We start from the raw sequence: 12,203 nt of genomic DNA, 5'->3' as shown, positions 1-12,203 counted from the left end.
TCCCCGTGCCGCCGCGCCCCGTGTCGGGTCGGCGCCCGTCCAGGCTCACTTCGCCATCTCGGCGGCGCTCCGCTCCACGCAGAACTCGTTCCCCTCGGGGTCGGCGAGGGTCACCCAGCCGCCCCCGTCGGCCCGCCGGTGGTCGCCGACGACGGTGGCGCCCAGGGCGAGGATGCGTTCGACTTCCTCGTCGCGCGTCCGGTCCTGCGGCTGAAGGTCCACGTGCATCCGGTTCTTCACGGTCTTGGCATCGGGAACCGTCACGAAGAGCAGGGTCGAGCCGGGAGCCCTGACCAGTGCCTCGGGGTCCCCGGGGAAATCGTCGTCGGCGAGCGAGCCGTCCAGGACGGCCGCCCAGAACTGCCCGAGGTGGTAAGCGTCGGAGCAGTCGATGGTGAGGTGTCGCACAAGAGAAGCCATGCGGCGGACTATCGATGATGCGTCCGGCCGCTGTCCACCGAAAATGCACGGGCGTGCCGCAGCGGCTGCTTCAGGCCTTTTCCGGGGCCGTCAGGTCGATCAGACGGCACACCGTCTCGATGTCGATCTTGACCTGGGCGATCGAGGCGCGGCCCGAAAGCCACGTGATCAGCGCCGAGTGCCAGGTGTGCTCGATGACCCGGACCGCCGAGAGCTGCTCCGCGGTCGGCGGGCCCTCCAGGCCCATCGCGTCCAGGATGATCGCCGTGGTCAGCCGGGACACCGTGTCCACCTCGGGGCTCACGCTGCGGTCGGCGAAGGTCAGCGCCCGCACCATCGCGTCGGCCAGCTGGGGTTCCCGCTGCAGGGCGCGGAAGGCCCGCATCAGGGTCTCCGCGACCCGGGCCGCCGGGTCGTCCCCGGCCGGCGGGCGCTTGCGCAGCGTGGTGTGCATGTGCTGGAGCTGGTCCTGCATGGTGGCGACCAGCAGGTGCACCTTGGACGGGAAGTAGCGGTAGAGCGTGCCCAGCGCCACGCCGGCCGCCTCCGCGACCTCGCGCATCTGCACGGCGTCGAAACCGCCCCGGCTGGCCAGCTGTGCGCTGGCGTGCAGGATCCGGCGGCGGCGGGCCTCCTGGCGCTCCGTCAGGGGAGGCGACGCCGGTGTGGTGACGGCCTTCACTTCCGCTGTCATGTGTCCCGTTCCGTGTCGTTGCGCGGGCTGATTCCGGGCTGGTCCGCAGTCAGCATGGCAGGCGCCGCAGTCGTGGCGCGAATCACCTGCTCCGCCTCTTACGGTGTAGTTTCCGGCCGGTAGATTCAATGCTCTTCGACGGATCAAGTCTGAAACTTGTTCTACATTATCCGAGCGGTTACGCTCCGGCGAAAGTTGCAGGGAGAAGGGGGCCGAGAGTGACCGCTGAGGCCATGGTGACGAGCCCTTTCGCGGGTTCCGCCACCGACGGCGACCGCCCGCTGCGCATTGCACTCCTCACCTATAAGGGGAACCCGTTCTGCGGCGGCCAGGGCGTCTACGTCCGCCACCTCTCGCGCGAGCTCGTACAGCTGGGGCACTCCGTCGAAGTGATCGGCGCGCAGCCCTACCCGGTGCTCGACACGGGCGCCTCGCTCACCGAGCTCCCGAGCCTGGACCTGTACCGCAGCCCCGACCCCTTCCGCACGCCCAAGCGCGAGGAGTACCGGGACTGGATCGACGCCGTCGAGGTCGCCACCATGTGGACCGGCGGCTTCCCCGAGCCGCTGACCTTCTCGCTGCGCGCCCGCCGCCATCTGGCCGCGCGCGCGGGGGACTTCGACGTCATCCACGACAACCAGACCCTCGGGTACGGCCTCCTGGGCGACCTCGGCGCACCGCTGGTCACGACGATCCACCACCCCATCACCGTCGACCGCAAGCTCGACCTCGACGCCGCGCAGGGCCGCGTGAAGCGGGCCTCCGTACGCCGCTGGTACGCCTTCACCCGCATGCAGGGCCGCGTGGCCCGCAGGCTCCCGTCCGTCCTCACCGTCTCGGGATCCTCCAAGCAGGAGATCGCCCAGCACCTGGGCGTCCGGGACGAGCGCATCCACGTCGTGCACATCGGCGCCGACACCGACCTGTGGTCGCCGGACGCCTCCGTCGCCGAGGTTCCCGGCCGCATCGTCACCACCTCCAGTGCCGACGTCCCCCTCAAGGGGCTCGTGTACCTCGTCGAGGCCCTCGCGAAGCTGCGCACCGAGCAGCCCGAGGCGCACCTCGTCGTCGTCGGCAAGCGCGCCGAGCAGGGGCCGGTCGCCCGCGCCATCGAGACGTACGGGCTCCAGGACGCCGTCCGCTTCGTCAAGGGCATCACCGACGCCGAACTCGTCGACCTCGTCCGCAGCGCCCAGATCGCCTGCGTCCCCTCGCTCTACGAGGGCTTCTCGCTCCCGGCGGCCGAAGCCATGGCCACCGGCACCCCGCTCGTCGCCACCACCGGCGGTGCGATCCCCGAGGTCGCCGGACCCGACGGCGAGACCTGCCTCGCGGTGCCCCCGGGCGACGCGGGCGCACTGGCCGCCGCGCTGGGCCGGATGCTGGGCGACCCGCAGCTGCGGGCCCGCCTCGGCGCCGCCGGGCGCGAACGGGTCCTGACCCGCTTCACCTGGGCCAAGGCCGCCGAAGGCACCGCCGCGCACTACCGCGCCGCCATCGAGCAGGCCGCCCGTACCCGCCGCGCGCGGTGACCTGCCGCGCGCGGTGACCCTCCGCCTCATCCACACCCCCGCCCCACACCCCCGCGACCGCGAAGGCAGGACCCCGTGCTGACCGTCGATTTCTCCCGGTTCCCGCTCGCCGCAGGCGACCGCGTACTCGATCTGGGCTGCGGCGCAGGCCGGCACGCCTTCGAGTGCTACCGGAGAGGCGCCCAGGTGGTCGCCGTCGACCGCAACGGCGAGGAGATCCGCGAGGTCGCCAAGTGGTTCGCCGCCATGAAGGAGGCCGGCGAGGCCCCGGCCGGGGCCACCGCCACCGCCATGGAGGGCGACGCCCTCGCCCTGCCCTTCCCCGACGACTCCTTCGACGTCGTGATCATCTCCGAGGTCATGGAGCACATCCCCGACGACAAGGGCGTGCTCGCCGAGATGGTGCGCGTGCTCAAGCCCGGCGGACGCATCGCCATAACCGTCCCGCGCTACGGCCCCGAGAAGATCTGCTGGGCGCTCTCCGACGCCTACCACGAGGTCGAGGGCGGCCACATCCGCATCTACAAGGCGGACGAGCTGCTCGGCAAGATGCGGGCCGCGGGCCTCAAGCCGTACGGCACGCACCACGCGCACGGGCTGCACTCCCCGTACTGGTGGCTCAAGTGCGCATTCGGCGTCGACAACGACAAGGCGCTGCCCGTCAAGGCGTACCACAAGCTCCTGGTCTGGGACATCATGAAGAAGCCGCTGGCCACGCGGCTCGCCGAGCAGGCCCTGAACCCGCTCATCGGCAAGAGCTTCGTGGCGTACGCGACCAAGCCCCACCTCCCCGTCGGCGCGACCCAGTGAGCTCGCCCGGGCGTACCGAACACCTGGTCCTGGACGGCGTACTGACCGCCGAGCAGGCCGCCGCGACGGTGGCGGGCATCCTCGCCGCCCAGCGCGCGGACGGGGCCATCCCGTGGTTCCGCGGACACCACCTCGACCCGTGGGACCACACCGAGGCCGCGATGGCGCTGGATGCGGCCGGTGAGCACGAGGCCGCCGAGCGGGCGTACGCGTGGCTGGCGCGGCACCAGAACCACGACGGATCCTGGTACGCGGCCTACGCCGACCGGCCGGACGGCGTGGACACCGCCGAGCCGCAGGACGCGAGCCGCGAGAGCAACTTCACCGCCTACATAGCCGTCGGCGTCTGGCACCACTACCTGTCCACCGGCGACGACACCTTCCTCGACCGCATGTGGCCGGCCGTCTACGCGGCCGTGGAGTGCGTCCTGACGCTCCAGCAGCCGGGCGGCGAGATCGGCTGGAAGCGGGAGGCCGACGGCACCGCCGTCACCGACGCCCTCCTCACCGGCTCCTCCTCCATCCACCAGGCGCTGCGCTGCGCCCTGGCCATCGCCGAGCACCGCGAGGAGCCGCAGCCCGACTGGGAGCTCGCCGCGGGCGCCCTGCGGCACGCGATCCGGCGCCACCCCGAGCGGTTCCTCGACAAGAACCACTACTCGATGGACTGGTACTACCCGGTCCTCGGCGGCGCCCTGACCGGCGCCGAGGCCAAGGCGCGCATCGACGAGCGCTGGGACGAGTTCGTGGTCCCGGACCTGGGCGTGCGCTGCGTGCTGCCCAACCCGTGGGTGACGGGCGGTGAGTCCTGCGAGCTGGCGCTCGCGCTGTGGGCGACGGGGGAGTCCGACCGGGCCCTGGAGATCCTGCGGTCGATCACCCACCTGCGCGCCGACAACGGCATGTACTGGACGGGCTACGTCTTCCAGGACGAGGCGGTCTGGCCCGTGGAGCAGACCACCTGGACCGCCGGGTCCCTGCTGCTGGCCGTGGCGGCGCTGGGCGGGGACGAGGCCACCACCGAGGTGTTCGGCGGGACCTCGCTCCCGACCGGACTCGAGCCGGACTGCTGCGGCTGAGCCCGGGCCGGCGTCAGCGCCGGTAGAGCCAGCCGGCCACGGCGTGGCCGACGAGGAGGTAGACCACGGCGGCCACGCCGTAGCCGAAGACGACCTGGACCCATTCCTTGCTGAAGGTGAACAGGTCGTAGGACCAGCCGGCCAGCCAGCTTGCGGTGTCGTGGACGAACTCCACGAGCTCGTTGCCCCGGTTGGCGTCCAGCAGGTACATCAGGATCCACAGGGCGATGACGAAGGCCAGTACGTCCGCCACCAGTGCGACGGCCCGCCCGGCCTGACTGCTTCCGCGTGCGCTTGCTCGGGTGTGTGTGGGCATGCCGCTCGTGTTGCCGCGTTGGCGGACGGCAAACCCGAACGGGTCCCGCGAGTGGCGGGGCCGGGGGACCGGGGTGAGGCTGCGGGGGACACCTCAGTCTCCGGAGGAAACCGTGTCCGTACCCACGACCGTCCGATTCCGTCGCGCCGTCACGGCGGTGGTCCTCTCCACCGCGCTGATGGTCGGCGCCACCGCCTGCGGCAGCGGCGGGAGCGGCCCGCGCGAGGAGCTGTCCGCCGCGTCGATGGGGGAGCTGGCCGCGCTCGCGGCGGCGGAGCCCGCTGCGGCCGAGGCCGACGAACTGGCCGCGGTGACGCCCTCGCCCAGCACGTCCGCCGAGAAGCAGAAGTTCGCCAAGACGCGCTTCGTCGCCAACGCCGGGCTCGCGGCCGGAGCGACCTACCAGTGGATCATCAAGCCGTACCGTGCGGGCAAGTTCAAGAAGGGCGCGAAGGGCCGTACCTTCGCGCTCATCAAGGCCGGCCTCGCGGGAGCGTTCGCGTACAACCGGCTGAAGGCGGCGGCCGACAACGCCAAGGGCGACCCGCTGCTGTCGAAGGCGATGGCGCCGCTGACGGCGGGCATCGCGTCCCTCAAGGGCCTCGGCACCAAGCTGCGCAAGGGCGAGGCCGGAGACGCCGACATCAACTCCTTCGACGACGTCATCAGCAGCGTCAAGGAGGCGGGCAAGAGCGCGGGCGCCGAGGTCGTCGACAAGGTCCCCAGCACGTCCCAGCTGACCGGCGGCTGAGCCCGCCGGCAGCCCCGCCCGTCGCCCGGCCCGGTGGCTGGTTCCGGCCTGTTTCAATGGGCGGATGATCGAGTACGTGTTCCTCGCCGCCGGGGCCGCCGGAGCCGCGTGGCTGGTGCGGCGCAAGCACCTCGCGCGGACGGCCACCGGCCCCGTGCCCGGGATTCCCGGGATGGCGCGCCGGCCCGCCGGCGAAGGGCGCTGGCGGGCGGGCCGGGTGTACGCCGAGGGGGGCGCGGCCCGCTGGGTTCCGGAGCGCGGCGAGCCCGTACCGCTGCCCGGCGGCCGGGCCACCGGGGTGCGGGTCCCCTCCGTGAAGGAGGGCATCGTCATCAACCCCGGCTCGCGGATCGTCGCCTGCACCTACGAGGGCGGCGGGAGCATCGAGATCGCCGTCATGCCGCTGGACCTGCGCGAGCTGCTGGAGGCCGTCCCGCAGGCGGACCCGGACACCCCCTCGCCCTGACACGCCGGGAGCCCCGGCCGCCGCGGTGTGCGCGGTGGCCGGGGCTCCGGTGTGCTGCGGGCGGGTCAGCCCCGGGTGAAGTAGCCGAACAGGTCGGTGATCACGTGGTTGCTGCCGCCGTAGCTGTTCCAGATGCTGACGCGGCCGTCCGCCACGGGGGTGGTGACGTGGTTGGGGACGGTCTCGCCGGGGCGCGTCTGCAGGCTGCTCGCCTCGGGCCGCGTGCCTCCGTGTCCGTAGACGGTGAGGAAGCCGGGGCCGGTGGTGTCGGTGGCGGTCACGTTCAGGGCCGCGCCGACTGCGCCTGCGGGCAGGCCGGCGACCGAGGCGGTGGCGCCGGGGGCGAGCTTGCCGGTGGTGCGGCTGTCGGCGAGGCGCTGCGGAACGGCGGGCGTGAAGAGGGTGCTGCCGTTCGCGGCGTAGTAGCCCACCGCGTCCAGGATCAGGTGGGTGGAGCCGGTGTTGGTGTAGAGGATGACGGTGCCGCCCGGCCCGACCGGGACGATGGCCTGGTTGGACTTGTCCTTGCCGGGTTCGACGTTGAGGTTCGAGGTGACCGGCCGCTTGTCCGCCTCCGAGTAGGCGATGACGTGCGCCTGCTCGGTCGCGCCGGTGGCGGTCAGGTTGAGGGCGACCGCCTTCGCGTCGGCCGGGATGCCGTTGACCCCGGCGACCTTGACGGTACGGGTCTGGCCGCCGCCCAGGGCGCCGCCGGTCGTACGGGTGTCGAGGACGCGGGTCGGGGCGAGAGGGGAGAACCGGTCGCCGCCGCCCGGCTGGTAGTAGCCGACGAAGTCGACGATCAGTGCGGCCCTGCCGGAGTTGAGCTGCGCCGCGAGCTTGCCGTCGGCGCCCACCGGGACGGTGACCGTGTTGGAGGAGGTGCCGCCCGCCCTGACGTTGACGTTCGAGGTCACCGGACGGGACTGGCCCGACGGCCACACGCTGAGGTGGGTGTCCTCGGTGGCGTCGGTGACCGTCACGTTCACAACCGCGGCGGAGGCGCCGGCCGTGTGGTGCGGGCCCGAACCGGTGAAGACGACCGGCAGGGAGAACGCGGTGGCGGTGCCGCCCTGGACGGGGGTGTTGGTGGTGCGCGTGTCCAGGACGCGCATCGGATGCTGGGAGACGTAGCCGGCCGGGGTGTAGGCGACCTGCACGGTCCGCTCGGCCGTGGAGGTGGCGCCCTGGACGTCCAGGAGGGTCGTCGTCACCTTGTACGTGCCGGGCTGCTTGTAGGCGTGCCGCACCGGCTCCAGAGCGCTGCGGCTCTCCTTCGTGCCGTCACCGAAGTCCACGTCCACGCGCTGGACCGGCCACGGCGTGGTGGCGGTCCGCGGGTCGGCCTCGACGGACAGCGGCGGCACGAACTCCCTCGGGGCGTCCGGGCTCGGCAGGACCGGCTGCGCGGTGAAGGCCGTGGTCAGCGGGGTGGCCGGGGTGACCTTGGCCGTCACGGAGGTGGAGACCTGCTGCCGGACCTTGTTGGACACCGTCACCTTGACCGTGCACGCGCACGGCTTGTCGTAGACGTGTTCAGCGGTGGCGGCCGAGGTGACGACCGGGGCGGTGCCGTCGCCGAAGTCGTACGCGTAGGTGAGCGCGGTGAGCCAGCGGCTGTCCGCGGTCGCCTTCACCTTCACCGTGGTGCCGGCCGGGGCCCAGCCCGGTTCGAGCTCCGCCCGGACACTGCGCAGGTCGTCGTACAGCTCGAAGGCGCCGCGGTCCAGGTACCCGCCGTCCTTGCCGGTGTTGGGTACGCGCGGGTCGTCCCCGATCTCCCGCCCGAAGTAGTCGGTGAGAAGTACGCCCGGCGCCGTCGCGTCCGCGGAGTCGACCGTGGGGGAGCCGTCCAGGGCGCCGACGCCCTTGGGCGACGGGGTCAGGATGTCGTGCGCGCCCTGTCCGGTCCCGGCGTGGAAGGCAGCCTGGTCCGGGTAGGTGGCGCCGGCCCACTTGTAGGCCACCCGGTCGGCGGTGAAGGGGCCGGTGATCAGGTTGTAGTCCGCGCGGGTGCCGGTGGCCGCGGTCTGCGCCACCTCGATGCCGTAGCGCGCGCCGGGGTCACCGCAGCCGGCTTCGAAGTCGGTGTGGACCACGTTGTTGAACAGGGACGAGCCGGTGGAGCCGCCGGTGAGCTTGATGCCCGCCTCGCAGTCGCGGCGGATCGTGTTGTTGGTGACGACCAGGCCGGTCGCGTCCCAGGCGACGACCGCCGGGTTGACGTAGCCCTGGATCTCGTTGCGGCTCAGCACGACGTCGTGCGCGTTCTCGACGCGGACGGACGTCTTCAGCTTGCTGTGCTGGAGGCGTACGTCCGCGCTGCCCCCTTGGATCGTGACGGAGTCGGGGTTGCCGCCGACGGCGAGCCCGCGGAGCTCGACGTCGGTGGACCCGTCGACCCGGACACCGGCCGGGGCGTCCAGTCCGACGACCTTCACGTGGGAGACGTTGCTGATGGTCAGCGTCTTGCCGGGCGCCAGCGTGAACTTCGGGAGGGCCTCCTCCCGGTCGGAGACGAAGGTGATCGGCTTGCCCGGCAGCCCGGGACGGTTGATCGTGACGTTCTCGTCGTACGCCTTGCCCGGCTCGATGCGCACGGTCTGGCCCGGCTGAACGGCCTTCACCGCGGCCGAGATCGTGCAGAAGGGGCTGGCGTACGTGCCGGGCCCGGTGTCCGAGCAGCTGGAGCCGGCGGCATTGCTGACGTAGAGGGAGGCCGGGGTTTCGGCGGCGGCCGCGGTGGCCGGCACGCCGAGGAGGGAGACGAGACCCGCGGTCAGCAGGACGGTCGCGCGAGTGGGACGCACCAGAAGGGTTCCTTCGAGCAGAGGACGACGTGGGTCGCCACGGGTGCGGCGCATCGCGACCTGTTTGCGGCCAGTTCCCCCCGGCGGCAGTCGGGCGCACGCGAAGCCCGTAGCGGCGACGATCATCATCCCCTTTCAGTCAGCCGCTGTCACTTCCGATTGTCCCGTCGGGGGCCTAGCCGTTGAGCTCCGCCAGCACGCGCAGGGTGTGCGGGTCCGGGGCCGTCACGAGGAGGTCGGTGACCGGTCCCTTGCGCCACAGTTCCAGGCGTTCGGCGATCCGCTCGCGGGGGCCGATCAGGGAGATCTCGTCGGCGAAGGCGTCGGGGACGGCCAGGACGGCCTCCTCCTTGCGGCCGGCGAGGAACAGCTCCTGGATGCGGCGGGCTTCCTCCTCGTATCCCATCCGGGCCATCAGGTCGGCGTGGAAGTTGCGGGCCGCGTGGCCCATGCCGCCGATGTAGAAGCCGAGCATCGCCTTGACCGGGAGCAGCCCCTCGGCGACGTCGTCGCAGACGTGTGCGCGGGCCATCGGCGCGATCATGAAGCCCTCGGGCAGGTCCGTCAGCGCGGCCTGGTAGACGTCGGTGCGGGTCGGCGACCAGTACAGGGGCAGCCAGCCGTCCGCGATCCGCGTGGTCTGCGCGATGTTCTTCGGTCCCTCGGCGCCCAGCAGGAGCGGCAGGTCCGCGCGGAGCGGGTGGGTGATGGGCTTCAGGGGCTTGCCGATGCCGGTGCCGTCCTCGCCGCGGTACGGGTGGCTGTGGAAGCGGCCTTCCAGGGCGACCGGGCCCTCGCGGCGCAGCACCTGGCGGATGACGTCGACGTACTCGCGGGTCGCGGTCAGCGGGCTCGCGGGGAAGGGGCGCCCGTACCAGCCCTCCACCACCTGCGGGCCGGACAGGCCGAGGCCCAGCATCATCCGGCCGCCGGAGAGGTGGTCCAGGGTGAGGGCGTGCATGGCGGTGGCGGTCGGGGTGCGGGCGGCCATCTGTGCGATGGCCGTGCCGAGCCGGATCCGCGAGGTGTGCGCGGCGATCCAGGTCAGCGGGGTGAAGGCGTCCGAGCCCCAGGCCTCGGCGGTCCACACCGAGTCGTAGCCGAGGCTTTCGGCTTCGGTGGCGAGGTCGAGGTGCGCGGGCTGGGGGCCGCGGCCCCAGTAGCCGAGTGCGAGTCCGAGGCGCATGTACGTCCCTCCGCGGTGCCGACAGCCGTATCTGACGATGCGTCAGGTGACTGTAGGGCAACGGCCCCCCGCCCGGAAGGGCGGGGGGCCGTCGTGTGCACGGGGGCGCGACTCAGCCGCGCTGGATGCCCGAGGTGTCGTTCAGGATGCCGCGGCGGCCGTCCTGGGTCTGCGCGACCAGGGTGGCCGCACCGCGCTGCTCGACCGCCAGGTACCAGGTGCCCGGGGCGAGTTCGGCGATCGGGGTGGGGGTGCCGTCCTCGGCGAAGAGGGGGCGGGCCACCGGGACCGCGAACCAGAACGGGGTGAAGTCCGCCGCCGCAGCGGGCGCCGGAGCAGGCTGGTGGGCCTCCTGCGGGGCCGGCGTCGGCGTGCCGCCGTACGGCGGGACAGGCTGCGGGGTGGAACCGTAGGGCTGCTGGCCGCCCGGGTAGCCGTACCCGGCGCCCGGCTGGGGCTGACCCGGCTGGGGCTGGCCCGCGTACGGCGGGACGGCGGCCGGCTTCGGCTCCGGCACCAGCTGGCCCGCGAGGGCCGGGATCTTCGCGCCGGCCACGGCCACGCCGGCCAGCGCCAGGGTGGCGAGGAAGGCGAGGACGGCGCCGGCGCCCAGGTCGAGCTGGCTCGGGCAGGTGATCAGCGCCCACAGCGCGGACCAGGCGGCCGAGACGGCGAGCACGGTGCCCCATGCCGTCAGCGGCAGGCCCAGAACCTTGCGGGTCTCCGGCTGGAAGCGGCCTGCGATGAGCAGGCCGGCGGCGATGAAGCCGAGCAGGAAGACGCTGGGAAGCACCAGCCGGTAGGCGTCGGTGTCCCACGCGCTCGGCAGGTCGCCACCCGTGGTGGAGTAGAAATCGAGGAACGAGGCGATGAACAGCAGCGCCGCTGCTCCGATCACCACGCCGTCGCCTCGAGTGAGGGAGCGGATGTTCACGTCTTAGGTGTCCTTCTCGGTCTCGGTCGTCTCGTGGTGCCGCGGTCGCAGATCGCGCCTGCACAGGGCGGGCGGCACCATGGTACGGAGGTTCCCCGCGGCCGAGAGGGTCGGGGCGGCGAGCAGCCCCGTCGGGGCTGCCGAGGTGGACTACCCGCCCAGGAAACCGACGATGCCGTCAGCGATGCCCTGCGCCGCCTTCTGCCGCCACTCCGGACTCGTCAGCTGCGCCGCGTCCTTGGCATCACGCATGTTGCCGCATTCGATGAACACCTTGGGCCGAGTTGACAGGTTCAGTCCGCCGAGGTCGTCGCGGACGACCAAACCGGTACCGCTGCCGAGGTAGTTGGCGGGGGCCGAGCCGGTGGTGCGGGCGAAGTTCCCGGCGATCCGCTCGCCGAGCTCGCGGGAGGGTTCGACGATTTTCGCGGTGTCCGCGGCGCCGCCCTTCACCTTGGCCGGCAGGATCACGTGGAATCCGCGGTTGCCCGCGGAGACCCCGTCGGCGTGGACGGACACGACGGCGTCGGCGTTCGCCTCGTTGCCGATGCGGGCCCGCTCGGTGATGCACGGCCCCCACGGGCGGTCCTGTTGGTGGGTGAGGACCACCTTCGCGCCCTGGGCCTCCAGGGCCGCCCGCAGGCGCAGGGACACGTCGTAGGTGAACTCCGCCTCCATGTAACCGGAGTTGGTGGTGGTGCCGGTGGTGTCGCACTCCTTGCGCCCCGTACCGATGTCGACCTGCTGGTCGATCTCGGCGGTGTGCTTGAAGTTGCCCGTGTTGTGGCCGGGGTCGACGACCACGGTCTTGCCCGCCAGCCGGCCCTTGGCGGGCGCGGGAGCGGGTACGGGGGCGGCCGCGGGCGAGCTCGCGTCCGTACTCGGGCTGCCGCTCGGGGTGGACCCCGGCTTCGCGTCCCGCTGGCCCGGCGACAGGGACGAGTGAGAGGCGGGCAGCGGCCGGGGCTGCTGCCCGTCGGACCCGGAGCCGGACAGCACCTGGGTCAGCACCCAGCCCGCCAGACAGGCCGGGGCGAGCGCGGCGACCCCGACGACGAGCGTGGAGCGTCGGGTGAACCAGGGCCGGTCCGGACTGACCGAGGAACCGGACTCGGGGGGCGGGTAACCGTCGTCTTTGCGCACGCGGCGATGCTAGACCGCTGCGCCGCCGCCCGGCCGGACCGTGGGCCATCCGGGGGCGTGGT

Annotated in this window: 12 protein-coding genes; 5 read left to right on the top strand and 7 right to left on the bottom strand. The window is 72.5% G+C overall.

Annotated elements, in window-relative coordinates; all coding sequences use genetic code 11:
* Nucleotides 1–45: 45 nt before the first annotated feature.
* Complete coding sequence (locus OG472_RS16230; protein WP_401601685.1) at nt 46–420, bottom strand: VOC family protein; 375 nt, start codon at nt 418–420, stop codon at nt 46–48.
* Nucleotides 421–490: 70 nt separating this feature from the next.
* A complete protein-coding gene (locus OG472_RS16225) occupies nt 491–1,114 on the bottom strand; it encodes a TetR family transcriptional regulator (RefSeq protein ID WP_030722921.1) in 624 nt (207 codons plus the stop codon).
* Between the two features lie 218 nt (nt 1,115–1,332).
* On the opposite strand from OG472_RS16225, the gene OG472_RS16220 reads away from it, so the two are divergent.
* From OG472_RS16220 to OG472_RS16210, 3 genes are all read left to right on the top strand, one after another.
* Entirely contained in the window at nt 1,333–2,646 is a 1,314-nt protein-coding gene (locus OG472_RS16220) for a glycosyltransferase family 4 protein (protein ID WP_401601683.1), read from the top strand.
* A gap of 75 nt (nt 2,647–2,721) precedes the next feature.
* A complete protein-coding gene (locus tag OG472_RS16215; protein ID WP_327413733.1) occupies nt 2,722–3,456 on the top strand; it encodes a class I SAM-dependent methyltransferase in 735 nt (244 codons plus the stop codon).
* Complete coding sequence (locus OG472_RS16210) at nt 3,453–4,535, top strand: prenyltransferase (RefSeq protein WP_405829952.1); 1,083 nt, start codon at nt 3,453–3,455, stop codon at nt 4,533–4,535. The genes OG472_RS16215 and OG472_RS16210 overlap by 4 nt, the downstream gene beginning before the upstream one ends.
* A 13-nt stretch (nt 4,536–4,548) precedes the next feature.
* Here the strand turns inward: OG472_RS16210 and OG472_RS16205 are convergent, their stop codons facing one another.
* Nucleotides 4,549–4,851, bottom strand: coding sequence for a hypothetical protein (locus tag OG472_RS16205; protein ID WP_319723349.1), 303 nt, complete (start codon nt 4,849–4,851; stop codon nt 4,549–4,551).
* Nucleotides 4,852–5,029: 178 nt separating this feature from the next.
* Between OG472_RS16205 and OG472_RS16200 the strand changes: the two genes are divergently transcribed.
* Nucleotides 5,030–5,602 carry a hypothetical protein gene (locus OG472_RS16200; RefSeq protein WP_401602479.1) on the top strand — a complete coding sequence of 191 codons (573 nt, stop codon included), beginning with the start codon at nt 5,030–5,032 and terminating at the stop codon, nt 5,600–5,602.
* A gap of 64 nt (nt 5,603–5,666) precedes the next feature.
* Nucleotides 5,667–6,068, top strand: coding sequence for a hypothetical protein (locus OG472_RS16195; RefSeq protein ID WP_401601677.1), 402 nt, complete (start codon nt 5,667–5,669; stop codon nt 6,066–6,068).
* Nucleotides 6,069–6,133: 65 nt separating this feature from the next.
* On the opposite strand, the gene OG472_RS16190 is transcribed toward OG472_RS16195, so the two are convergent.
* From OG472_RS16190 to OG472_RS16175, 4 genes are all read right to left on the bottom strand, one after another.
* Nucleotides 6,134–8,878 carry a PKD domain-containing protein gene (locus OG472_RS16190; protein WP_405829951.1) on the bottom strand — a complete coding sequence of 915 codons (2,745 nt, stop codon included), beginning with the start codon at nt 8,876–8,878 and terminating at the stop codon, nt 6,134–6,136.
* A gap of 175 nt (nt 8,879–9,053) precedes the next feature.
* Nucleotides 9,054–10,064, bottom strand: a complete 1,011-nt coding sequence (locus tag OG472_RS16185) for an LLM class F420-dependent oxidoreductase (RefSeq protein WP_405829950.1) — start codon at nt 10,062–10,064, stop codon at nt 9,054–9,056.
* A gap of 112 nt (nt 10,065–10,176) precedes the next feature.
* Nucleotides 10,177–10,998: a hypothetical protein gene (locus OG472_RS16180; RefSeq protein WP_401601668.1), complete on the bottom strand. Its 822-nt coding sequence runs from the start codon at nt 10,996–10,998 to the stop codon at nt 10,177–10,179.
* Between the two features lie 150 nt (nt 10,999–11,148).
* The gene (locus OG472_RS16175; protein WP_405829948.1) at nt 11,149–12,141 is read right to left on the bottom strand and encodes an N-acetylmuramoyl-L-alanine amidase; all 993 of its coding nucleotides are present in this window, start codon (nt 12,139–12,141) and stop codon (nt 11,149–11,151) included.
* Nucleotides 12,142–12,203 lie beyond the last annotated feature (62 nt).

It is taken from the genome of Streptomyces sp. NBC_00207, assembly GCF_045160965.1.
In the GTDB taxonomy this organism is placed as follows: domain Bacteria; phylum Actinomycetota; class Actinomycetes; order Streptomycetales; family Streptomycetaceae; genus Streptomyces.
This window is presented reverse-complemented; position numbering and strand designations above follow the sequence as displayed.